The sequence below is a fragment of the Rathayibacter sp. AY1A5 genome, from assembly GCF_002930875.1.
Lineage (GTDB): Bacteria > Actinomycetota > Actinomycetes > Actinomycetales > Microbacteriaceae > Rathayibacter.
In genome coordinates this window covers 78,097-100,810 of the sequence record NZ_PSTM01000013.1, presented here as the reverse complement: position 1 = coordinate 100,810, position 22,714 = coordinate 78,097, and the positions used below count along the sequence as shown (strand labels likewise).

The following is a 22,714-nucleotide window of genomic DNA, read 5'->3' as shown; positions in this document are numbered from 1 at the left end:
AAACCCGACCAGGGGGAGACGGGCGAGACGCCCACGGGGCTGCGGAACTGCTGCCGAACCACCACGGCGGATCCTCCACTCGATCGCGGCCATGCTACCCGCTCGGTGCCGGGCCCCCGGGGCGCTGACTAGCCTGGGCGCATGGCTGACATCTTCGGGGTGATCGCGGACGGGACCCGCCGGGACATCCTCGCCCTGCTGCTCGAGCAGCGGCGGGACGGCTCGGCCGAGGGCATGAGCGTGTCGCGGATCGTGGCGCGCCTCGAGCTGAGCCAGCCGACCGTCTCCAAGCACCTCAAGGTGCTGCGCGAGACCGGCCTCGTCACGGTGCGCGAGAGCGGACAGCACCGCTTCTACGCGCTCGAGTACGCGCCGCTGGCGGAGGTCGAGGACTGGCTGCTGCCCTTCCTCGCCGAGGACGAGGCGGCCGGCGCCCTGCTCGACGCTCCGACCGCGGCCCGGGCGGAGTCGCTGGGCCGGGCGCTCGCCGAGCGCACCCACCAGGTCAGCACCGTGGTGCAGGACATCCAGCGGGGCGTCAGCGAGGGAGCGACGAAGGTGGCGGAGGCGCTGCGCATCCGCAAGTGAGGGGCGCCGAGGAGCCGGAAACGGTGGAGCCCCGGGTCGTGTAAGCTCGCGGGAGCCAGTTTTTCGTAAGCGGCCGCCCGTCGGGCGGTCGACCCCCTGAACGTTGTGAGGTCTTCGTGGGTTCTGTCATCAAGAAGCGTCGCAAGCGTATGGCGAAGAAGAAGCACCGCAAGCTGCTTCGCAAGACTCGCCACCAGCGTCGCAACAAGAAGTAGGCTCGCGCCTCTTCCCACTCGAGCGTCCGCCCTTCCGGGGTCGGGCGCTCGTCTGCGTTCACGGATCATCCCGGCGGCGCTCGCCGTCTCGGCGCCCGTCGCCGGGGCCGCCGTACACTGACCGCATGGTGGACGTGGAGCTGACGCTCGTGGGCAAGCCGGGCTGTCATCTCTGCGACGACGCGCGGACCGTGGTCGAGCAGGTGGTCGCCGATCTGGGCGGCGAGGCGTCGGTCGCCGTCTCGGAGGTGTCGATCCTCGACGATCCCGAGCTGCACGAGCGCTTCGTCGAGGAGATCCCGGTGGTGCTGATCGACGGGCGCGTGCACACCTTCTGGCGGGTCGATCCCGCGCGGCTCCGGCGGGCCCTCCTCGATCGCGGGTGAGCTTCGACCGGGCCGTCCGGACGGAAGCACGACCGCGACGTCCCTCTGACGGGGGACGGGACGGCTCGCGAAAGCTCGCCTCTCGCCCTTACCCTCGTGAGGGGGGAGTGCGCTCCTCCGTGCGCGGACGCAGATCGTCGCCCGTGGAGGAAGGAACCGCCATGCCGTCATCCCGCCGACTCGCCCTGCCCGCCGCCGCTCTCGCGGCGCTCGTGCTCGGCCTGGCCCTCCCCGGAGCGGCCGTCGCGGCCCCCTCCGCCTCGACGGTCTCGACCACGGTCGAGCAGCCGGCCGCGACGACCATCCCCGGCGTGCCGGAGGATCCCGAGCAGCCGGGCGACGGCGGCTCCGACCCCGTTCCCGGCGTCCCCGAGGAGCCGTCCGTTCCCGGAGTGCCCGAGGAGCCGGCAGAACCCGAGCAGCCCGCGCCCGTCGACCCCGCGCCCGTGGACCCCGCGCCGGTCGATCCGGCACCGGTCGACCCCGCGCCCCAGCAGCCGAGCCAGCCCTCCACCGGCGGTGGATCCACCGGCGGCGGCTCGACCGGCGGCGGCTCGACCGGCGGCGGCTCGACCGGCGGCGGCCAGCAGGGCGGCTCCGGCGGCGGTCAGCCCTCCACCGGCGGCGGATCGTCCTCCGGCGGCTCCGGCTCCGGCGGCGGCACCACCGGCGGAGCGACGTCCGGCGGCACCTCCGGCGGCGGCACCACAACCGGCACCACCACGTCCGGCACCGCCGGCTCCTCCGGTGCGGGCGCCGTCACTCCGGCGGCGTCGGCCCCCGGACGCACCGAGCTCGGCACCTCGACCGAGGGCGCGAAACCGGCGGCCGGTGCCGCGACCGCGGACGTCTTCCTCACCCGCGAGCTCGCCGTCCAGCCGGAGGCGCTCACCGTCGAGCTCGCCCGCTTCTACGGCGTCGGCTTCTCGTACACCGGCTTCGCGAGCGGCGAGGCCGTCTCGGCGGTCCTCCGCGACCCGAACGGCACCAAGACCCCGCTGACCCTCGAGGCGGGGAGTGGCACCGCGACCGTGCCGACCGCGCTGATCACCAAGTCGGGCGCCTTCACGGTCGACCTCACGGGCGACCAGGGCTCCGCCGCCAAGGTCGTCTTCCGGCTCGCGCCCTCCACCGGCAACGGCCTCCTGCTCGAGCCGCGCGAGCTCGGCGACGGCAGCACCGAGGCGCCCCGCGGCGCCGTCTGGGGCTTCGACGCCGACGAGGAGGTCGCCGTGGGCGCCTTCGAGACCTCCGGGGCCCGCGCCGACCTGGCCGCCGGCGACGTCGCCGTGCAGTCCGACTCCATCGGCTGGGCAGAGCTGGCGCTGGGCGACGCGGTCATCGCCGACCCCGACCCCTCCGTCTACTGCGTCGTCGCCTTCGGCCGCGAGTCGCACCGCACGGCAGCCGTGACCGTCTCCTACCGTGACAGCGACACCACGGCCGCACCGTGGGAGGCGCAGCAGGTCTGCGGCACCGCGATCAGCGCCGCGCGCACCGCCTTCCTCAGCACGGCCGCCTCGGCGGGACCGGCCGGCATCACGCCGACCACCGCGCTGATGATCGGCGGCGGTGCGGTCGCCGCGTCGCTCGTCGCCTGCGCGGCCGTCCTGGTCGTGATGCGCCGCCGGCGCATGAACACGGACCTCTTCATCGGCGGACCGCTGCCGCGCACGCAGAGCGACTGACGCGTCCCGAGGACGAGGGAAGGCCCGCGGGACGCGATCCCGCGGGCCTTCCCTCGTCCTCTCCCGGCGCTCAGCCGGCCGCGGTGAAGCGGAGGAGGATCGTCCGTGCCTCCGGCCGCAGCTGGAAGTCGGGCCACACGTCCGGACCGCACGCACGGGAGCCCAGGCCGTGCTGGGCGGCGTCGATCACGAGGACCGCGCGCTCCGACGCCGGCAGCTCGTGCGGGTGCGCGGCTGCCGTGATCTCCTGCGGCGTGTGCCTCGCCAGGGTGAAGCCGGGGAGGCGCCCGTGCAGGTCGCGCGCGGCTTCGATGCGGAGCCGGGGCGAGCCCGCCTCCGTCAGCGTCAGCTCGCGCACGCTGCTGCGGTGACCGCTCTCCTGCGGGCGGGCGTACAGAGTCGTCAGCCGGTCCATCTCCGCCGTGAAGCGCCCCACCCGCGCGGCCCGGAGGCTGTCGGGGTAGGACTCGAGCGGGCCGGTGCCGAACCACTCCGCGCCGTCGATCGACGCGGGCATGTCGATCCGGATGCCCAGCCGCGGCCAGACGGAGTCCCAGCCCCGGGTCGGCACGAGGTCGACGCGGAGGACCGTGCTCTCCCCGTCGACGCTCCAGCGCTCCTCCATCAGGAGTCCCGCATCGAGATCCGCGGCCGAGAAGCGGGTCACGCGGCGGAGCCCGGCGGAGGCGTCCACCTCCTGCACGCGGCCGACCAGGCGGTCGAGTCCGGCCTCGCGCCAGCGGGCGGCGGAGGAGGGGGCCGGCGTCCCGCGGCCGTCGCCGTCGTACGGGTCGCCGGTGACGTAGCCGGGGAAGCCCGCGCCCTCGTCGTTGTCGGTCGGGGCGCGCCAGAGCTCGGCGCGCGGTCCGTCGACGGGCAGGCCGGCGAGGGAGGCGAGCCGGCCGTCGCGGAACCGCGCGACTCCGAGCGCGCCGCCCTCGAGGGGCGGAGCGGCGCGGACGGCGCGTGTCCACGCGGGCACCGCCGACGGCACGGCGAGGAGGTGCTGACCGGTGGAGAGCACGTGGCCCTCCTCCGCCCAGGCGGTCGAGGCGTCGAGGACCGCGTCGACGGTGAGCCAGGTCTCGCCGCCGGGACGCACCTCGAGCGGGGGGAGCTCGACGTGCACGGCGTCGCCGGCCGCGATGACCGGGGCGTCGAGCACTCCCTCCGCGGTGACCCGCCCGTCCCGCTCGACCCGCCACGCGAAGCGCAGATCGGCGGTGGAGGCGTCGTGCCGGCGGTTCTCGATGACGACGCCGTCGCCGCGGACCGTGAGGCGCACCGGAGCGACGATCTGCTTCCACTCGAACAGGCCCGGGCTGGGCGTGCCGTCGGAGAGCACCATGCCGTCCATCACGAAGTTGCCGTCGTGCACCACCTCGCCGAAGTCGCCGCCGTACGCGTAGTACTCGACGCCCTCCGGCGTGCGCGCCCGCAGGCCGTGGTCGCGCCACTCCCAGACGAAGCCGCCGTGCAGCCGCGGGAAGCGGTCGACGAGGTCCTCGTACTGGTCGATCGCTCCCGGGCCGTTGCCCATCGCGTGCACGTACTCGCAGAGCAGGAAGGGCTTGGAGCGCTGCCGAGCGGACTCGCCGGGGGAGCAGCCGAGCAGCGGAGTGAGCGAGCCGTCGGTGCCGATCCGCTCGGTCTCGGGGATCGAGGAGTACATCCGCGAGTACACGTCGGTGTACGCGCCGGTGTAGTCGCCCTCGTAGTGGACGGGGCGCTCCGGGTCGCGCCCGTGCACCCAGGCGGACATCGCGGCGAGGTTCGCGCCGGTGCCCGCCTCGTTGCCGAGGGACCAGAGCACGATGCTCGGGTGGTTCTTGTCGCGCTCGACGGTCCGCTCGATGCGGTCGAGGTAGGCCTCGCGCCAGGCGGGGTCGTCGCTGGGGTTGCCCGCCCAGCCGACCCGCTCGAAGCCGTGAGTCTCGAGATCGCACTCGAGGACCACCCAGAAGCCGAGCTCGTCGGCGAGGTCGAGCAGACGGGGATGCGGCGGGTAGTGGCTGGTGCGGATGGCGTTCACGTTGAAGCGCTTCATCATCGCGAGGTCCTCGCGGGCGGAGTCCTCGTCGAACGCTCGACCGCGGTCGGGGTGCGTCTCGTGGCGGTTGACTCCGTGGAAGACGACGCGCTCGCCGTTGACCAGGAAGCGGTCGCCGCGGATCTCGACCGTGCGGAAGCCGAGCCGCAGCGAGACCGTCTCGCCGGCGGAGGCGAGCGTCGCGTCGTAGAGGCGCGGAGCCTCCGCCGACCACGGCTCGACCTCGGGGACCTCGATCGCGGCGATCTCCTCCGCCGAGGCCCAGACCGTCTCGATCCCGAGCCCGGGTACGCGCAGCGTCAGCGGGAACGCGTCGGCCGCGGCGGTCACCTCCGCCTCGATCCGGCCCGCGCCGCCGGCGAAGGAGGAGCGCAGCCACACGTCCTCGATCCCGCCGACGGGGCGCGCGAGCAGGTGCACCGAGCGGAAGATCCCCGGCAGCCACCACTGGTCCTGGTCCTCCACGTAGCTCGAGGCCGACCACTGGTGCACGCGGACCACGACGAGGTTCTCGCCCGGGCGGACGACGCCGGTGACGTCGAACTCCTGCGCGAGCCGGCTGCCGGACCCGATGCCGATCTCGACGCCGTTGACCCAGACGCGGTAGCGCGACTCGACCCCGTCGAAGCGCAGGACGACCGCCTCGGCGGAGTCCCACTCCTCCGGGACCACGACGGTGCGGCGGTAGTCGCCCGTCGGGTTCGCGTCCGGAACGAACGGCGGCTCGGTCGGGAACGGGAACTGCACGTTCGTGTAAGCCGGCAGTCCGTAGCGCCCGTCGCCCTGCAGCACCCAGTGCGAGGGCACCGGCATCAGGTCCCAGCCGGAGTCGTCGAACGACTCGTCCCCGACGGCGTCCACGCCCTCGCCCTCCGGCAGCACGCCGGCGCCGCCCGGGGTCCCCGGAGCGGCGGGGAGCAGGCGGAAGCGCCACTCCCCGTCCAGCGGGAGCGCCGGGGCGTCGGTGTGCAGCCATGAGCGGGGGGCCCGGCGGCGGCCGGAGCCCGGTCCGGTGTCCGTCAGGTAGTGGGAGGTCGTCGGGAGAGTCGTCACTTCACGGAGCCTTCCGTCAGGCCGCCGCGCCAGAAGCGCTGCAGCACGATCATGGCGATGGCGAGCGGGATGATCGACAGCAGGACGCCGCCGGTCGTCAGCTCGTAGAACTCGGGGAGGCGGTCGACCTGTCCGAGCCAGTTGTTCAGTCCCAGTGTGATCGGGAACAGGTTCGTGTCCGAGAGCATCACCAGGGGCAGGAAGTAGTTGTTCCAGATCCCGACCAGCTGGAAGAGGAACACGGTGACCAGCGCGGGAGTCAGGATGCGCAGCCCGAGCGTGTGGAAGATCCGCAGCTCCCCGGCGCCGTCGATGCGCGCCGCCTCGATGATCGCGGTGTCCACGGTCGCCTGAGCGTAGATCCGGCAGAGGAACAGCCCGAACGGCGAGACGAGCGAGGGGATCAGCACGCTCCAGTAGGTGTTCGCGATGCCCATCTGGCTGAAGAGCAGGAACAGCGGCAGAGCGGTCGCGGTGCCCGGCACCAGGACGCCCGCGAGGATCGTCCCGAACACGAGCCTGCTGCCGCGGAACTCGTACTTGGCCAGCGCGTAGCCGCCCGCCGCGGCGAGGTAGGTCGCGAGCAGGGCGCCCACTCCGGCGTAGAGGACGGAGTTGAGGAACCAGCGGACGAAGATGCCGTCGCCGTAGGTCAGCACCTGCGTCAGGTTGTCCCAGAGCGCGAACGTCGGGGCGAACCAGAAGCCGTAGGTGGCGAAGAGGTCCTCGGTCGTCTTGGTCGCCGCGACGACGACCCAGTAGACGGGAATGAGGAAGTAGACCGCCACGACGACGAGGATCGCGGTGACGATGATGGTCGAGGCGCGGTTGCGGCCGGCCGAGCGGTCGGGCCCGCGCCCGGCCTTCACGGGGCGGTCGGCGGTGACGACTCCGGTGGTCGTGGTCGGCGGGGTCTCGGTGCGGCTCATGACGACCTCCTGTTCGAGATCGAGAGGAACGTGAAGGAGAGCAGGAACGCGACCAGCGCGATCAGGACGGCCTGGGCGGCGGCGACGTTGTAGTCGTTGTAGGCGAAGGCCGTGGTGTACGCGCTGAGGTTCGGCGTGTACTGGCTGTCGATCGCCGGAGCGACCGTCTTCAGCACCTGCGCCTCGGCGAACAGCTGGAGCGTTCCGATGATCGAGAAGATCGTCGTCAGCACCAGCGCGGGGCGGATGAGCGGCAGCTGGATGCTGCGGGCGACGCGCCAGGTGGAGGCGCCGTCGACCTTCGCCGCCTCGTAGAGCTCGACCGGGATCGCCTTGAGCTGGGCGACGATGATCAGCATGTTGTAGCCGGTGTAGCTCCAGAGCGAGATGTTCGCGATCGACCAGAGCACCGTGTCCGCACCGAGGAAGTCGGGCTGGAGCCCGACCACGTTCGTCGCGTCGATGAGCGGGCTGAGGCCGGGCACGTAGAGGAACGACCACAGGATCGTCGCGATCACTCCGGGTACTCCGTAGGGGAGGAAGTAGGCCGCCCGGAAGAAGCCGGGGAACTTCGCCGACGCCGACTCGAGCATCAGCGCGAGGACGGTGCAGAGGGCGATCATCACCGGCACCTGGACGATGCCGAAGAGGAACATCCGCCCGATGGAGGCGATGAAGTTGCCGTCGGCGAGGGCCTGCGCGTAGTTGTCGAAGCCCGCGAACCCGCTGGTGACCCCGGCCTCGCCGAAGAGGCCGGAGCGCGTCACCTTCGTGAAGCTGGAGCCGACGGCGACGACGATCGGGACGATGAACGTGAGGACGAACAGGGCCAGGAAGGGTCCGAGGAGGATCCACGGGGCGCGGGCGACCGCGCGGCTGCGCCGGGGCGCGCCCGGCGTCCGCGTGGTGGCCGCGACCGCGGCGGCGGCGGGGGAGGTCGTGGTGGTCATGCGGAGGCCCTCCTGATGCTCAGGCCCTTGTTCTCGAAGACCGTGATGATCTGCTGCTCCGCCTCGGCGACCGCGTCCACGAGCGAGAGCCCGGACGCCTTCTTCCGGAAGCCGTCGCTGAGGATGTTGAAGGACTGCTGCGTGACGGGCCACCAGGACCAGTCCGGGTTCTGCTCCTTCGATGCGGGCACGAGGACGTCCTCGTTGTAGTTCTGCCCGCTGAAGAAGTCGCTCGGACCCTTGCGGGCCGTGCCGATCTCGCCGACCGCGGGAGACCAGCCGATGCCGCTGTTGGCGATCATCGCGTCGATGCCCTCCTGCGTGGTGGTCATCCAGACGGCGAACTCGATCGCCTCCTCCGGGTGCTTGCTGCTCGAGAACACCGCCGCGGTCGATCCGCCGAGGAAGCTCGAGCCGAAGCCGGTGTCGCCCCAGACCGGCATGGGAGCAGCGCGCCACTTGCCCGCGCCTCCGCTGACCCCCTCGATCAGGGCGTCGCCCCAGCTGCCGGTGGCGCAGGAGGCGATACCGCCCTTCGCCGCGGCCGCGAACCACGCGGGGGAGTAGGCGCCGTAGCCGGTCTGCACCAGGTCCTGGTCGATGGCCGTGTCGAAGAAGGAGGCGACGCGCGTCGTGGCGTCGTCGGTCATGTCGATGACCCAGCCGTCCTCCTCCGGGCGCAGCCACTGCGCACCGGCCTGCGTCGCGAACGCGGCGAAGACCGAGGCGTCGGCGAGGGGGAAGCAGTCGATGTAGGAGCCGGCTCCGCGCAGCTCCGTCGCCACCGCGGCCCAGTCGTCCCAGGTCGTCGGCGGCTCCGCACCCACCTTCCCGAACACCTCGGGCTGGTAGAAGAGCGCCATCGGGCCGCTGTCCTGCGGGATGCCGTAGACGCCGCCGGTGTAGCTGACCTGGCCCCAGAGCGTGGGGTCGTACAGGTCGCGATACTGCTCGACGCCGTACCGGGTGAGGTCGACGAGGCCGTTGACGAGCATGAACTCGGGGACGGAGCGGATCTCGACCTGGCCGAGGTCCGGCCCGCCGCCCGCGGCGAGAGCCGAGTAGAGCTTCTGGTACCCGCCCGCGTTGCCGCCGGGGATCCAGACGGCCTCGACCTGGATCTCGGGGTGCGAGGCGTTCCAGACGTCGCAGACCTTCTGCAGGTCCTTCAGCCAGCCCCAGTACTGCAGGCGGACCGGGCCGGTGGCCGGGGCGATCGTCGGCGCCGTGTTGACCGAGACGGTGCCCGGTGTCGCGCAGGCTGTCAGGCTCCCGAGTGCCGCGGTGCCGAGACCGGCGGCGATGAGCTGTCTCCGGGTGAACGGATGCATCTTCCCTCACTTCGTCGTGGTGGAGAGCCGGGGAGTCTCACCCGGCGATGATCGGGACGCTACCACGAATTCGAGTACGTACTCGAAATTGGCGGCACTGCTCCTCCGCCGCCGCTACGCTGGCCGTTCGAGGGGCACGGCGAGGCGCCTCCAGTGCGGAGGAGGGGTCGATGGCGGAGGCGACGAGGCGACGCGGCCCGTACGCGAAGTCGGCCGAGCGCCGCCGCGCCATCATCGAGGCCGCCCACCAGGTCTTCGCTGCACGGGGCTACGCCCGCGGCTCCCTCCAGGAGGTCGCCGACCGCGTCGGGCTCAGCCAGACGAGCCTCCTGCACTACTTCCCGTCGAAGACCGACCTGCTCTTCGCGGTCCTCGAGCACCGCGACCTGATCACGGGCGACGGTTCCTCGCCGCCGGACCCGGAGGAGGGGCTGGTCGCCGGCATCCTGCGGCAGACCCGCTACAACGAGACGGCGCCCGGAGTGATCGAGCTGTACGCCGTGCTCTGCGGCGAGTCGACGACGCAGGAGCACCCGGGGCGCGACTTCTTCGCCGCGCGGTTCCGCCGCCTCCGCAGCGAGTACGCGGCCGAGCTGCGCGAGCTCCAGGCAGCCGGGCGCCTCCGCGAGGGGTCCGATCCGGAGCGGGTGGCGGCGTCGATCATCGCGCTCTGGGACGGCGTGCAGCTGCAGTGGCTGCTCGAGCGCGACGCGGTGGACATGGTGGCGTGCCTGGCCGACTACCTCGACCTCGTGGTGCTGCCGGCTCCCTAGCCGCTGGCGCGAGGGAACCCCGGCCCGTCGAGGGGACCCGCCGTCCGCGGCGGTCTCGACGGCTCGGGGCTCCCTCGACCGTGGTGCGCGCCTAGGGCAGCAGGCGGGTCGGGCCGCGGAACAGGTAGGTGACCTCGCGGAGGTTCGCCTGGTTCAGCATCAGCATGATCACGCGCGAGAGGCCCATGCCGAAGCCGCCGTGCGGCGGGACGCCGTAGCGGAAGAAGTCGAGGTAGAACTCGAGCTCCTCCGGGTCCAGGCCCTTCTCGCGGGCCTGCTCGACGAGGACGTCGACGCGGTGCTCGCGCTGGGCTCCGGTCGAGATCTCGACGCCGTTGTAGATGAGGTCGTAGCTGTTGGTGATCGTCCCGTCGCCCTCGCGGCGCATGTGGTAGAACGGCCGGATGCTCGACGCGTAGTCGGTGAGGAACACGAAGTCGTGCCCGAACTCCTCCTGCACGTAGGCCGCGATGCGGCGCTCGCCCTCGGGGTCCATGTCGTCGTCGGCGCGGGGCACCTCGTAGCCGCGCTCGGCGACGATGCGCTTGGCCTCGGCGAGCGGGATGCGCGGGAACGGCGTGGTCGGGACGGTCAGGTCGATGTCGAAGAGCGCCTTCACCTCGGCGCCGTGCTTGTCGACGACGGCGGTGAGGCCGGCGACCATCAGCTGCTCGTGCAGCTCCATGACGTCCTCGTGCGAGTCGATCCAGGAGACCTCGGCGTCGACGCTCGTGAACTCGGTCGCGTGACGCGAGGTGAAGCTGGGGTCGGCGCGGAAGGCGGGGCCGACCTCGAAGACCTTGCCGAAGCCGGCGGGCTGCGCCATCTGCTTGAAGAACTGGGGGCTCTGCGCCAGGTAGGCCTTCGTCTCGAAGTACTCGACCTCGAAGAGCTCGGCCCGCGACTCCGAGGCGCTCGCCATGAGCTTCGGGGTGTGGATCTCGATGAAGTCGTGCTCGATCCAGTACGTGCGCAGCGCGTGCTCGAACGTGGTCTGCACACGGGCGATGAGGTTCTGCTCGGGACGGCGCAGGTCGAGGAAGCGCCAGTCCATGCGCTTGTCGATGCCGGAGTCGGGCGCGATCGGCGCCTCCGGGATCGACGCGGCGACGACCTCGAGCGTCTCGAGCTTGACCTCGATGCCGCCGAGCTTCACGCGCTCGTCGTGCTTGAGCGCGCCGGTGACGGTGATGAAGGAGCCCTGGGCGAGGCCGGAGATCTCCTCGGTGATCGCGAGGCGCGCAGCCGACGCGTCGTCGCCCTCGACGGCCTCGCGCACGGCCGGGTTCACCAGCTGCACGGCACCCGACTCGTCGCGCAGGACGACGAACTGCACCTTCTTCTGGTCGCGCACGGTCTCGACCCAGCCGGACACGCGGACGGGTCCGTCCTCGAGCGCGGCGAGCTTCTTGACAGTGGTTCGGGGGAGGCGGGTCTCGTCGGTCACGGTAGGGGAGTCTACTCGGGGGCCGCCGAGCGGCGACGGGTAGCGTCGGAGCATGAGCACCGCACTGATCACCGGCGCGTCCTCCGGCATCGGCCTCGCGTTCGCCCGGGCGTTCGCGCGCCGCGGCTGGAGCCTCGTCCTCGTCGCCCGCAGCGAGCAGCGCCTCCAGGAGGTGGCGGCCGGACTGCGCGGCCTCGGCGCCGCTGCGGTCGAGGTCCTGCCCGCCGACCTCGGCGACCGCGAGCAGGTCGAGCAGGTGCGAGCGCGGCTCGTCGATCCTGCCCGGCCCGTCCGCGTCCTCGTCAACAACGCCGGCTTCGGGATCGACGGGACCTTCGCCGAGCCGGACGTCGCCGCCCAGGACCGCGCCTTCGAGGTGATGGTGCGCTCGGTCGCCGTGCTCTCGGGCGCGGCGGCCGAGGCGATGACCACCCGCGGCCGCGGCGCGATCCTCACGGTCTCGAGCGTCGCGGGCTTCGTGCACCTCGGCCCCTACTCCGCGGTGAAGGCGTGGGCGACCGCCTTCGCGCAGTCGCTGGCCGTCGAGCTGCGCGGCACCGGCGTCCGCTCCGCCGCGCTCTGCCCGGGCTGGGTGCGCACCGAGTTCCACGAGCGGGCGGCGATGGACACCTCCTCCATCCCCTCCTTCCTCTGGCTCGACGCGGACGCGGTGGTGGAGGAGTTCCTCCGCGACGTCGCGCGCGGCTCCGTCGTCTCGGTGCCGTCGGTGCGCTTCGGAGTCCCGATGGCCGTGGTGCGGCACCTGCCCGGACCGCTCGTGCGGCGGCTGTCGGCGGCGGTCTCGGCGCGGCGCTGAGGCTCCGCTCAGGTCCGGCTCAGGCGACCCTTTTCCCGGCGTTCCCCCACGCCGCGTTCCGTACACTTGACGCTCGTGGTTGCCGATCAGATCCATCTCGTGCGGCACGGCGAGGTGTTCAACCCCGACCGGGTCCTCTACGGGCGACTCCCGAACTTCCGGCTCTCGGATCTGGGCCACCGCATGGCCCGCTCCGCCGCCGACGACCTGCTCGAGCGCCGGCGCCACGTCACGGCGCTGATCGCCTCGCCGCTCCAGCGCACGCAGGAGTCCGCGCAGCCCATCTCGCAGGCGTTCGAGCTCGAGATCCGCACCGATGAGCGGGTGATCGAGCCGAGCAACCGCTTCGAGGGGAAGTCCCTCGCCGCGCGCAGCTCCGCCCTGCGGAACCCCAAGCACTGGCCCTGGCTCCGCAACCCCTTCGAGCCCAGCTGGGGCGAGCCGTACCTCTCCATCTCGGCGCGGATGTACGCGGCGGTCGAGTCGGCGTGGGAGAGCACGGAGGAGGGCGACGCCGCGATCGTCAGCCACCAGCTCCCCATCTGGACGGTCCACCGCGCCCTCGCCGGCGAGCGCCTCTTCCACGATCCGCGCAAGCGCCGCTGCGCGCTCTCGAGCATCACGACCCTCGAGCGGCGCGGGGACGGCTTCGTCGAGGTCGGCTACTCCGACCCGGCCGCCGGCCTGCAGGGCCTGGCCACCGACGTGGGAGCGGTCTGATGCGCCGGACGGGGCGGCTCCGCGCAGCGGGCGTCCTCGCGCTGGCCGCCGCGCTCGCGCTGACGGGCTGCTCCGAGGATCCGCTCGCCGACCAGTACCGCAACGGCAGCAACAAGGGCTACATCTCGGGGGACGGCACCGTCACCGAGATCGCCGCCGCCGACCGGGACGACCCCATCGTCTTCTCCGGCACCGACGAGACCGGCGCCACCATCGACTCCGCCGACCTCGCCGGGCAGGTCGTCGTCGTCAACTTCTGGTACGCCAGCTGCGCCCCGTGCCGCGCCGAGGCCGCTGACCTCGAGACGGTGAACACGGAGTTCGCCGACAAGGGCGTGTCGTTCGTCGGCGTCAACGTGCGCGATCAGGCCCCCACCGCGGCCGCCTTCGCCGAGACCTTCGGGCTCGGCTACCCCTCCATCGTCGACACCGACTCGTCGGTGCAGCTCGCCTTCACCGGCACCGTCCCGCCGAACGCCGTGCCCACGACGCTCGTCCTCGACAGGGAGGGGCGCGTCGCGTCGCGCATCCTCGGCCAGCTCCAGGAGGCGTCGATCCTCTCGACCCTCGTGGGCGACACGCTCGCCGAGGGGGAGTAGCGGCGTGGGCGACATCGTCGTCAGCGGTCAGCTCCTGCTGGCCGTGCCGATCGCGCTCCTGGCCGGGCTCGTGTCCTTCGCGTCGCCCTGCGTACTCCCGCTGGTGCCCGGCTACCTCGCCTACGTCGGCGGATTCACCGACGCCGACGAGCGGGCGGCCCGCGGACGCCGCCGGGTCGTGCTGGGCGTCCTCCTCTTCGTGCTCGGATTCTCGCTGGTGTTCGTCCTCTACGGTGCGGCGGCGGGCACGGTCGGCTTCTGGCTGCGCCAGTACACCGACCTGATCACCCGCGTCCTCGGGCTCGTCGTGATCGCGATGGGGCTCGTCTTCATCGGCCAGTTCTCGTTCCTCCAGCGCACGCTCCGGCCCGGTATCCGTCCCGCCACCGGGCTGATCGGAGCGCCGCTGCTCGGCATCGTCTTCGGCGTCGGCTGGACGCCCTGCCTCGGCCCGACGCTGAGCTCGATCCTCGCCCTCAGCTACGGCGTGGGCTCGCCCTGGCGCGGCGCCCTCCTCGCCCTGGTCTACTGCCTCGGACTCGGCATCCCCTTCCTCCTCGTCGCCTTCGGCTTCAGCTGGGTGACCAGCACGCTCGCCTTCGTGAAGCGCCACATCCGCGTGGTCAACATCCTCGGCGGCGCCGCCCTCGTCCTGATCGGAGTCCTGATGGTCACGGGCATCTGGAACACCCTCGTCTACGGATCCCTCTCGGCGGTGATCGATGGCTTCCAGCCGGCGATCTGAGCCCGAGGAGAGCACGCGCCGCCCCGACGAGGCCGCGCAGCGGAGGACGGACGCCTCCTTCCGCCCCGCCGACCACTACGACTCCGACGGCACCGTCACGCAGCCGGCGCTCGGGTTCACCGGCTGGCTCCGCTGGATGTGGCGCCAGCTCACCAGCATGCGCACGGCGCTGTTCCTGCTGCTGCTGCTGGCGATCGCGGCGGTCCCCGGATCGCTCGTGCCGCAGCGCTCCTCCGACCCCAACGGCGTGACCCAGTACTTCGTCGACAACCCCGACCTCGCGCCCCTGCTCGACAAGGTGCAGGCGTTCGACACCTACACCTCCGCCTGGTTCTCGAGCATCTACCTGCTGCTGTTCATCTCCCTGATCGGCTGCATCGTCCCGCGCACGCGTCACCACTTCCAGGCGATGCGATCGCGGCCGCCGCGCACCCCGGCACGCCTGCAGCGCCTCGCCGGCTACACCGTCCGCGAGGTCGAGGGCGCGACGGAGGAGGAGGCCGTCGCCTCCGCCCACTCCGTCCTGCGCCGGGCGGGCTACCGCGTCGAGCGCTACGACGACCCGCGCGGCCGCTGGTCGAGCGTCTCGGCCGAGCGCGGCTACCTCCGCGAGACCGGCAACCTTGTCTTCCACTCCGCCCTGGTCGGCATCCTCGTCGCCGTCGGAGTGGGCGGCGGGTTCGGCTACAGCGGGCAGCGCGTGCTGGTCGAGGGCTCCCAGGGGTTCGCGAACAACCTCGCGGCCTACGACTCCTTCAACCCCGGCCGCTTCTTCGACAGCAGCCAGCTCGACCCGTACCAGCTGACCCTCGACAGCCTCGACGTGAAGTACGAGGAGCAGAACCAGTCGGCGCTCGGCCAGCCCGTCGATTTCACCGCGAACGTCACGACCTCCGAGCGCGGCGGGGGCACCGAGGACCGCACGATCAAGGTCAACGACCCGCTGGCGATCGGCGGCACGAACGTCTACCTCCTCGGCAACGGCTACGCCCCGACGATCACGGTCCGGGACCCCTCGGGCCGGGCGATCTTCACCGACTCGGTGCCGTTCCTCCCGCAGGACGCGAACCTGACCTCCGTCGGCGTCGTGAAGGTGCCGGACGGGCTCTCCGAGCAGCTGGGCCTCACCGGCTTCTTCTACCCGACGCAGGACACGCTGGCCTCCGGAGCGTCGACCTCGATCTTCCCCGACCTGCAGTACCCCGTGCTCTCGCTGAACGTCTTCGCTGGCGACCTCGGCCTCGACGGGGGAGTGCCCACATCCGTCTACGTGCTCAACACCGACTCGCTGACCCGGCTCACCGGCGGCACCACCGGCGTCGCGCCGATCACCCTCAAGCCCGGCGACACGGCCGAGCTCCCGAACGGGCTCGGCAGCGTGACCTTCGACAACACGGGCGCCGACCCGACGCGGATCGGCACCGACAGCGTCAAGCGCTTCGCCTCGTTCGACATCCACCACGACGCGACCCAGGGCTGGGTGCTGCTCTTCGCGATCCTCGTGCTCGCCGGACTCCTCACCTCGCTGTTCGTCCCGCGGCGCCGCGTGTGGGTGAAGGCGACCGCCCAGGACGACGGCGGCCTCCTCCTCGAGTACGCGGGACTCGCCCGCGGCGAGGACCCCCAGCTGGTGCGCGCCGTGCGGACGATCGCCGACCGGCACGCCCCGCTCGACTGACCCGCCTCCCGGACGCCCCGGAGGCCCCTCCACAGGCGCCGCCCGGCTGGGCAGGGGCCGAGTCTGTGCAAGCGCGAAGGGGCGGGCGGGGCGGCGAGCGATTACCCTGAGGAGGTGATCGCGATCCTCTCGCAGTACTCGGTGCTGTGCCTCTCCTCCGCCATGGGCATCTACGCCATGGCGTTCGTCTTCTTCGCGATCGACCTCGCCCGCCGCGCCTCCCTGGCCGACGGCGAGTCGATCGAGGTCGTGCAGGAGGCGGAGCGCGTCGCCTCCGCGGCCGCCGCCGACCGCGCGGCCAGCGGCAAGGCCACCGTCGCCGCCGCAGGCTCCGGACGCACCGCGACTCTCTCCCGCATCGGCAGCCGCGTCGAGGACGAGGTCTACCGCGCCCCCGCCCGCTCGAAGACCATGCGCATCGGGTTCTCGCTCACGCTCCTCGGCTTCGTGCTGCACCTCGCCGCGACCGTCCTCCGCGGCGTCGCCGCCGGCCGCGTCCCCTGGGCGAACATGTACGAGTTCTCGATGACCGGGACGCTCATCATCATCGGCGTCTTCCTCGCCGTCCAGCTGCGCTGGGACCTCCGCTTCCTCGGAGCGTTCATCACCGGCCTCGTCCTGGTGCTCCTCGGCATCGCGACCGTCAACTACTACGTCGCCGTCGTCCCGCTCCCGCCGGCACTCCAGTCCTACTGGCTGGTCATCCACGTGCTCGTCGCGATCCTCGGCACCGCGTTCTTCGCCCTCGGCTTCGCGCTCTCGGTCACCCAGCTCCTCCAGGCCCGCCGCGAATCCTCCGGCGACAGCCCCCGCTCGGTCCTCCGCTTCCTGCGCACCCTGCCCAGCTCCCTCACCCTCGAGAACCTCGCCTACCGCGTCACGATCCTCGGCTTCATCCTCTGGACCTTCACGCTCATCGCCGGCGCCGTCTGGGCCGAGAAGGCCTGGGGCCGCTACTGGGGCTGGGACACCAAGGAGGTCTGGACCTTCATCATCTGGACCATCTACGCCGGCTACATCCACGCCCGCGCCACCCGCGGCTGGCGCGGCACCCCCTCCGCCTGGCTCGCCATCGTCGGCTTCGCCGCCGTCATGTTCAACTTCGGCGTCGTCAACGTGTTCTTCAAGGGACTCCATGCCTACTCCGGCCTCGACACCGGCATGTAATCGGGTCGGCGGGGCCTGGTGGGGCCCCTCGCGGCGTTGTCGGCGACGAACGTAGCGCCGCTACGCCCGACGCCTCCGCCTTGCGATCGACCCCACCAGGCCCCGCCGACCGCCCACCAGGACGCGCACTGGGGACGGCTCCGCTTCGCGTTCGCCGCGGGGGAGTGCTCCGCTTCGCGGTCGCGGTGGTGGGTGGACTCCGCTTCGCGGTCGGGTCAGCGTGGGCTCCGCGGTCGCCGAGGTGGGTGGGCTCCGCTTCGCGATCGCCGTGGGGGTGCGGTCGCCGTGGGGGAGCGGTCGCCGTGGGGGAGCGCTCCGCTGCGCGGTCGGGTTCTGGGGAGCTGCGCTTCGCGGGAGGGCGGGGGGACGGCGGTCGACGGGACATGCTGATCGAGTAGTGAGCAGCGCGAGTATCGAGATCCCCTGACACGAACGCTCGGAGCGAGCCTGTCGAGTTCCCGCGTACGGAAGCGCCGGGTCGGTGCGTGCTGATCGAGGAACGGGCGTGTCGGGGCCGGGGGCACGGACGGGCTTCGGGTGGCCCCGCGCGGGTCAGACGGCGGTGACGACGTCGATGAGGTGGGGGGCGAAAGGGGCGTCGAGGGCGAGGACGACGCGGGTGCGGGCGTCGGAGGGATGGACGCCGCGGTAAATGCCGCGGAGGTCGGCGACGGTCTGGCCGCGGCCGGGGCCGTGGGTGGCGTCGACAGTGACGTGGACGCGCGGGGCGGAGGTGAGGGCGACGGCGTCGACGGCGATCGCGGCGGCCATGGGGTCGTGCATGGCAGCGGTGCGCTCACCGAAGTGGCCGACGTAGAAGTCGAAGTAGAAGTCGAGCGCCTGCCCGATGGCCTGCGCGAGGGGATCGGGCGACGCGAGCAGGACGGCGCGGTCCTCCTCCGTCAGCAGGTGCCGCATGGTCACGTCCAGGGGCACGAGCGTCAGATCCCAGTCGGCCGCGACGACCTCGGCGGCGGCCGCAGGGTCGTGCCAGATGTTGGCCTCCGCCACGGCGGTCACGTTGCCGGGGACCAGCGCGGCTCCGCCCATCACCGTCACCGAGTGGACGAGGGACGCGATCTCCGGGTGCGCACGGAGGGCGAGCGCGAGATTCGTCAGCGGGCCGATCGCGACCAGCCGCAGCTCGCCCTCGTGCTCACGAGCGAGACGGAGGAGGAGGTCGGCCGGATCCTCGTCGACCGGCTCGCCGCCCTCGGGCAGCGCGACCCCGCCGATGCCGTCGTCGCCGTGCACGTGCGGAGATCCGCCGGCGTAGTCCTCCTCGAGGAAGTGGTGCGCCCCCACGGCGACCGGCACGTCGTCGCGGCCGGCCAGCGCGAGCAGGCCGAGGCTGTTGACGGCGGCCCGGCGGGCGTCGGTGTTGCCGCTGACCGTGCTGATCCCGACGAGGCGGGCCCGGGGCGAGCGGAGGAGGTACGCCAGGGCGAGCGAGTCGTCGATGCCGGTGTCGCAGTCGAGGAAGACGGGGACGGTCGATGCGCTCACGGTGCTCCGATGCTCGAGGGTGGGGGACGCGTCGGGCACCGGCGGCCGACGCTCCCATTCTGCCGCTCCTCCGACGCGGCGCCCGCCGCCGACGATCAGAGCAGCGCGTAGGAGTCGCGGAGCCGCGCCCGCCACCAGGCGAGCCGCTCCGGTGACACGGCGTGACGGGAGAGGAGCTCCTCCGAGACCTGCACGCGGCCGACGGGGATGCCGCCGTCGACCGGCCGTAGCGGCCGCTCCGTGACGTCCGCGGCGAGGAGGGACGCGGTGCCGAGTCCGCAGTCGAAGGGCAGCTCGGGGAGCGCCGCGGCCAGGGCGGCGCCCATGGCGAGTCCGACCGAGCTGTCGATCGCGCTCGAGACCACCGCCGGCAGCCCCGCCTCGGCGACGAGGGCCAGCGCCCGGCGCGTCCCCCCGAGCGGCTGGGCCTTCACGACCAGCAGGTCCGCGGCTCCGGCCCGGGCGACGGCGAGCGGATCGGCGGCCTTGCGGACGCTCTCGTCGGCGGCGATCGGGATGCCCATGTACTTCACCCGGTAGCGCAGCTCCGCCAGCTCGTCGACGCTCGCGCACGGCTGCTCGACGTACTCGAGGTCGGACTCCGCGAGGGCGTGGACGGCGTGCTCGGCCTCGTCGAGGTTCCAGCCGCCGTTCGCGTCCACGCGGATCCGGCCCTCCGGACCGAGCAGGCGGCGGACCTCGACGACCCGGGCCACGTCGTCGGCCAGCGTCTGGCCGCGCTCGGCGACCTTCACCTTCGCCGTGCGGCAGCCGTGGTAGCTCGCGAGCACGGCGGCGACCTCGTGCGGTGCGACGGCCGGGATGGTCGCGTTCACCGGGATGCGGTCGCGCAGCGGTGCCGGCTGCTCGCTCCAGCCGTAGTCGATCGCCGCCCGGAGCCACGCCGCCGACTCCTCCGCGCCGTACTCGAGGAAGGGCGAGAACTCGGTCCAGCCCTCGGGGCCGCGCACGAGCGCGATCTCGCGGTGGTCCACACCGCGGAAGCGGGTGCGCAGCGGCAGAGCGACGACGCGGAGTCCCGCGTCGATCTCGCCGAGGGAGGGGAGCGGGGAGGCGGGCACGACGTCGTCCATCCGGCCATTGTCCACCGGCCGGGGCGACGCGGCGGCCACCCGGGCGCAGGAGGTCGGCGACGCGCGCGCAAGCCCCCGGGGTCCCTCCTCCGAGCGCCCGCCGAGGTGCCAGACTGACGAGGCTGCCGTTGGAGTCCGGAGGAGTGCGATGAGCCAGATGCCGATGAGCCCGCCGCCCGCGCCCGCCCCGGGCCCGACGCAGGGTTCCGTCCCCTCCCACCGCCCGCTCGGCAGGGGCGCCTGGATCGCGCTGGGCACGAGCCTCCTCGTGGGCGTCGTCTACACCGGCGTGCTCGGCACGCTCGTCGCCGTCGGAGTGGGCGGCGCGCTCGACTCCGCCGCCGGCAGCGCGTCGACGAGCGCTCCGTCCGAGCCGTTCGGCGACCCGACGGACGACCCGTTCGGCAGCGGGGACCCGTCCGATCCGCTCTACGACTACCCCGGCTACCAGGACGGCGACGCCGCGACGATCCTCGGCCAGCCGTCCGCGGAGGACGTGCGCGCGAGTGCCGAGAAGGCCGTCGCGGCCGTCGAGGGCGCCGTCCCCGAGGAGTGGACCTCGGCCGACGACGAGTACTACGAGCAGTCGCAGAACGCCTACGGCGGGCCCTCCCTCCTCTACGACTACATCTCGGCGACCGAGTACGCCGCCGCCGACGTCTCGACCGACGCCGACAGGCAGGCGGCGGTCGACCGTTTCACCGCAGCGCTCTCGCCTCTCGGCTTCGACGACGTCGAGGTGGCCGACACCCCCGAGGAGTGGTCGGAGGCGGGCTACGAGCTCGACGGCGACCTCTCGGACGAGGAGGCCTCGGCCGCGCTCTGGATCGTCACCGCCCGCTCATCCGCCGACCTCGTGCCCGCGATCGAGCTGGGCCTCGTCGACCTCGACGCCGATCCGACCGGCCTGGTCGCCGACATGCTCGACGGAGTCGGCCTCTCGCCGGACCCGCAGGGCGCGTTCCTGGCGGGGTACGCGAACGGGGTCCTCCAGGACGAGGACCGCGGCGAGTTCACCGACCGCCTCGAGGAGTACGGCGGAGTCGCCACGACCTGACCGGGCGCTACAAGCAAGCCCGTCCGCCCGCAAGCCCGAATCGGTGCACCGCCCGCGCCCTACGGTGAGGGGATGGCTGCACCCCGCTCGACCAGGCCCCTGCGCGACTACGCCGCGATCGGAGACGGTCGCACGGTCGCCCTGATCGCGAAGGACGGCAGCGTCGACTGGATGCCCGTCCCGGACCTCGGCTCCACCCCCGCCTTCGCCGCCCTGATCGACGCCGAGTCCGGCGGCTGCGTCGAGCTCGCCCCCGAGGAGCCCGCCGAGGTCTCGCGCGCCTACATCCGCGACACGAACGTCCTCGAGACCACCTTCACCACCGAGTCGGGGACCGTCCGCGTGACGGACGCGCTCGTCACCGGGATCGCGGGCCGCCTCCCGTGGGCCGAGCTCGCGCGCCGCGTGGACGGTGTCGACGGCGAGGTGCGGATGCGGTGGGCCGTGCGTCCCGGAACGGGACTCGGCCGGTTCTCCCCGTGGATCCAGAACGCCGACGGCCGCTCGCTCATCCGCGCCGGAGACATCACCATCGGCGTCACCGGGCAGGAGCACGGGCCCGACGGCGACGACGCGCCCTCCGGCGCCGGCGACGAGCTGACGGGCTCCTTCGTCGTGACCGCGGGGAAGGACGCCGTGCGGCACGTCCTGGTCGTGTCGGCCACGCATGACGAGCCGCTGCACTTCCCGGTCGCGAAGAACGTCGACCGCGGCATCGACCGCACCATCCGCAGCTGGCAGAACTGGTCGGAGGAGTTCTCCTACGACGGCCCGTGGTCCGAGGCCGTCCAGCGCAGCGCCCTCGCGCTCAAGCTGCTGATCTACTCGCCCACAGGAGCCATCGCCGCGGCCGCGACCACGTCGCTCCCGGAGTCGCCCAACGGCGGCAAGAACTGGGACTACCGCTTCGCCTGGGTGCGCGACGCCGCGTACACGATGCACGCGCTGGTGCGCTTCGGCCTGCGCGAGGAGACGCACGCCGCGCTGTCCTGGCTCCTCCGCACGATCAAGGAGCACGGGCCGGACCTGCACATCTTCTACGGACTCGACGGCTCCATGCCGACCGTCCTCGAGGAGTTCGACGTCCCGGGCTACGCCGGCATCGGCCCGGTCGTCGCCGGCAACGCAGCGCAGAGCCAGCTGCAGCTGGGCGTCTTCGGCGACCTCTTCGACATCTGCCGCATCTACGTCGACGAGGGCAACGTCCTCGACATCCAGACCGGTCGGCTCCTCGCCCGCGTCGCCGACACCACCTGCGACCTGTGGCGGAACCGCGATGCGGGCATGTGGGAGCTGGAGGAGGAGCAGCACTACACCTCCTCGAAGATGGGCTGCTGGCAGGCGCTCGACGCGGCCGTGCACCTGGCGGAGCTCGGCCAGGTCGCGGGCAGCCCCGACCGCTGGCGCTTCGAGCGCGACCGCATCCGGGAGTGGATCGAGGAGCACTGCTGGTCCGAGGAGCTCGGCTCCTACGTGATGTACCCGGGCAGCGAGGAGCTGGACGCCTCGGTGCTCCTGCACGCGCCCAGCGGCTACGAGCGCGGCGAGCGGATGATCTCGACCATCGACGCCCTGGTGAAGGAGCTGGGCCGCGGCGCGCTGCTGTTCCGCTACTCCGGCATGGAGGGCGAGGAGCACCCGTTCGTGGCCTGCTCGTTCTGGCTCGCCTCCGCCCTGGCCTGCGTCGGTCGGCACGACGAGTCGGTCGCCCTGATGGACGAGCTCGTCGCCACGGTCCCGAACGACGTCGGGATCATGTCCGAGATGATCGCGGTCGACGACCTGGCCTTCTGGGGCAACCTGCCGCAGGGGCTCAGCCACCTCGCGCTGATCAACGCGGCCATCACCATCGAGGAGCTGGCGCCGAAGAAGGTCGGCCGCGCGTAACCCCGCCGACGGCGTCCGCGCAACCCGTTGAGGG

20 protein-coding genes are annotated in these 22,714 nt (G+C 72.4%); 13 read left to right on the top strand and 7 right to left on the bottom strand.

Annotation, left to right across the window (positions count from 1 at the left end):
- Window positions 1–141: 141 nt before the first annotated feature.
- From C5B98_RS10895 to C5B98_RS10880, 4 genes are all read left to right on the top strand, one after another.
- Window positions 142–588, top strand: a complete 447-nt coding sequence (locus C5B98_RS10895; RefSeq protein WP_104224854.1) for a helix-turn-helix transcriptional regulator — start codon at window positions 142–144, stop codon at window positions 586–588.
- 116 nt (window positions 589–704) lie between these two features.
- A complete protein-coding gene (locus C5B98_RS10890; RefSeq protein WP_003792170.1) occupies window positions 705–803 on the top strand; it encodes a 30S ribosomal protein bS22 in 99 nt (32 codons plus the stop codon).
- Window positions 804–928: 125 nt separating this feature from the next.
- Window positions 929–1,189: a glutaredoxin family protein gene (locus C5B98_RS10885; RefSeq protein WP_104224855.1), complete on the top strand. Its 261-nt coding sequence runs from the start codon at window positions 929–931 to the stop codon at window positions 1,187–1,189.
- Between the two features lie 161 nt (window positions 1,190–1,350).
- Complete coding sequence (locus tag C5B98_RS10880; RefSeq protein ID WP_104327784.1) at window positions 1,351–2,877, top strand: hypothetical protein; 1,527 nt, start codon at window positions 1,351–1,353, stop codon at window positions 2,875–2,877.
- 70 nt (window positions 2,878–2,947) lie between these two features.
- Here C5B98_RS10880 and C5B98_RS10875 read toward each other — a convergent pair whose 3' ends face one another.
- From C5B98_RS10875 to C5B98_RS10860, 4 genes are read right to left on the bottom strand one after another with little or no spacing between them, the layout of a single operon-like run.
- Window positions 2,948–5,980: a glycoside hydrolase family 2 TIM barrel-domain containing protein gene (locus C5B98_RS10875; RefSeq protein WP_219814443.1), complete on the bottom strand. Its 3,033-nt coding sequence runs from the start codon at window positions 5,978–5,980 to the stop codon at window positions 2,948–2,950.
- Entirely contained in the window at window positions 5,977–6,909 is a 933-nt protein-coding gene (locus C5B98_RS10870) for a carbohydrate ABC transporter permease (RefSeq protein WP_104225919.1), read from the bottom strand. Before C5B98_RS10870 ends, C5B98_RS10875 begins: the two co-directional genes overlap by 4 nt.
- Window positions 6,906–7,859, bottom strand: a complete 954-nt coding sequence (locus C5B98_RS10865; RefSeq protein WP_104327783.1) for a carbohydrate ABC transporter permease — start codon at window positions 7,857–7,859, stop codon at window positions 6,906–6,908. Before C5B98_RS10865 ends, C5B98_RS10870 begins: the two co-directional genes overlap by 4 nt.
- Window positions 7,856–9,190, bottom strand: a complete 1,335-nt coding sequence (locus C5B98_RS10860) for an ABC transporter substrate-binding protein (protein WP_104224859.1) — start codon at window positions 9,188–9,190, stop codon at window positions 7,856–7,858. Before C5B98_RS10860 ends, C5B98_RS10865 begins: the two co-directional genes overlap by 4 nt.
- Window positions 9,191–9,360: 170 nt before the next feature.
- On the opposite strand from C5B98_RS10860, the gene C5B98_RS10855 reads away from it, so the two are divergent.
- Window positions 9,361–9,963: a TetR/AcrR family transcriptional regulator gene (locus tag C5B98_RS10855; protein WP_258059745.1), complete on the top strand. Its 603-nt coding sequence runs from the start codon at window positions 9,361–9,363 to the stop codon at window positions 9,961–9,963.
- 91 nt (window positions 9,964–10,054) lie between these two features.
- Here C5B98_RS10855 and aspS read toward each other — a convergent pair whose 3' ends face one another.
- Window positions 10,055–11,410, bottom strand: coding sequence for an aspartate--tRNA(Asn) ligase (aspS, locus tag C5B98_RS10850; protein ID WP_258062680.1), 1,356 nt, complete (start codon window positions 11,408–11,410; stop codon window positions 10,055–10,057).
- Window positions 11,411–11,462: 52 nt separating this feature from the next.
- Here aspS and C5B98_RS10845 point away from each other — a divergent pair, with 52 nt between their 5' ends.
- The 6 genes from C5B98_RS10845 (at window position 11,463) to ccsB (ending at window position 17,136) form a co-directional block, all read left to right on the top strand.
- The gene (locus C5B98_RS10845) at window positions 11,463–12,227 is read left to right on the top strand and encodes an SDR family oxidoreductase (protein ID WP_104327781.1); all 765 of its coding nucleotides are present in this window, start codon (window positions 11,463–11,465) and stop codon (window positions 12,225–12,227) included.
- Between the two features lie 75 nt (window positions 12,228–12,302).
- A complete protein-coding gene (locus C5B98_RS10840; protein WP_104266731.1) occupies window positions 12,303–12,947 on the top strand; it encodes a histidine phosphatase family protein in 645 nt (214 codons plus the stop codon).
- The gene (locus C5B98_RS10835; RefSeq protein ID WP_104249773.1) at window positions 12,947–13,546 is read left to right on the top strand and encodes a TlpA disulfide reductase family protein; all 600 of its coding nucleotides are present in this window, start codon (window positions 12,947–12,949) and stop codon (window positions 13,544–13,546) included. The genes C5B98_RS10840 and C5B98_RS10835 overlap by 1 nt, the downstream gene beginning before the upstream one ends.
- A gap of 4 nt (window positions 13,547–13,550) precedes the next feature.
- Window positions 13,551–14,291 carry a cytochrome c biogenesis CcdA family protein gene (locus tag C5B98_RS10830; RefSeq protein WP_244230512.1) on the top strand — a complete coding sequence of 247 codons (741 nt, stop codon included), beginning with the start codon at window positions 13,551–13,553 and terminating at the stop codon, window positions 14,289–14,291.
- Window positions 14,269–15,969, top strand: coding sequence for a cytochrome c biogenesis protein ResB (locus C5B98_RS10825; protein ID WP_104282433.1), 1,701 nt, complete (start codon window positions 14,269–14,271; stop codon window positions 15,967–15,969). The genes C5B98_RS10830 and C5B98_RS10825 overlap by 23 nt, the downstream gene beginning before the upstream one ends.
- Window positions 15,970–16,131: 162 nt before the next feature.
- The gene (gene ccsB / locus C5B98_RS10820) at window positions 16,132–17,136 is read left to right on the top strand and encodes a c-type cytochrome biogenesis protein CcsB (protein ID WP_104249832.1); all 1,005 of its coding nucleotides are present in this window, start codon (window positions 16,132–16,134) and stop codon (window positions 17,134–17,136) included.
- 552 nt (window positions 17,137–17,688) lie between these two features.
- Here the strand turns inward: ccsB and C5B98_RS10815 are convergent.
- Window positions 17,689–18,642: a nucleoside hydrolase gene (locus C5B98_RS10815; protein WP_104239146.1), complete on the bottom strand. Its 954-nt coding sequence runs from the start codon at window positions 18,640–18,642 to the stop codon at window positions 17,689–17,691.
- Between the two features lie 95 nt (window positions 18,643–18,737).
- Entirely contained in the window at window positions 18,738–19,736 is a 999-nt protein-coding gene (locus tag C5B98_RS10810) for an o-succinylbenzoate synthase (protein ID WP_104327780.1), read from the bottom strand.
- A 148-nt stretch (window positions 19,737–19,884) separates the two neighbouring features.
- On the opposite strand from C5B98_RS10810, the gene C5B98_RS10805 reads away from it, so the two are divergent.
- Window positions 19,885–20,793, top strand: coding sequence for a hypothetical protein (locus tag C5B98_RS10805; RefSeq protein ID WP_104233420.1), 909 nt, complete (start codon window positions 19,885–19,887; stop codon window positions 20,791–20,793).
- A 72-nt stretch (window positions 20,794–20,865) separates the two neighbouring features.
- The gene (locus tag C5B98_RS10800; RefSeq protein WP_104233419.1) at window positions 20,866–22,680 is read left to right on the top strand and encodes a glycoside hydrolase family 15 protein; all 1,815 of its coding nucleotides are present in this window, start codon (window positions 20,866–20,868) and stop codon (window positions 22,678–22,680) included.
- The last annotated feature ends 34 nt before the right edge of the window (window positions 22,681–22,714 follow it).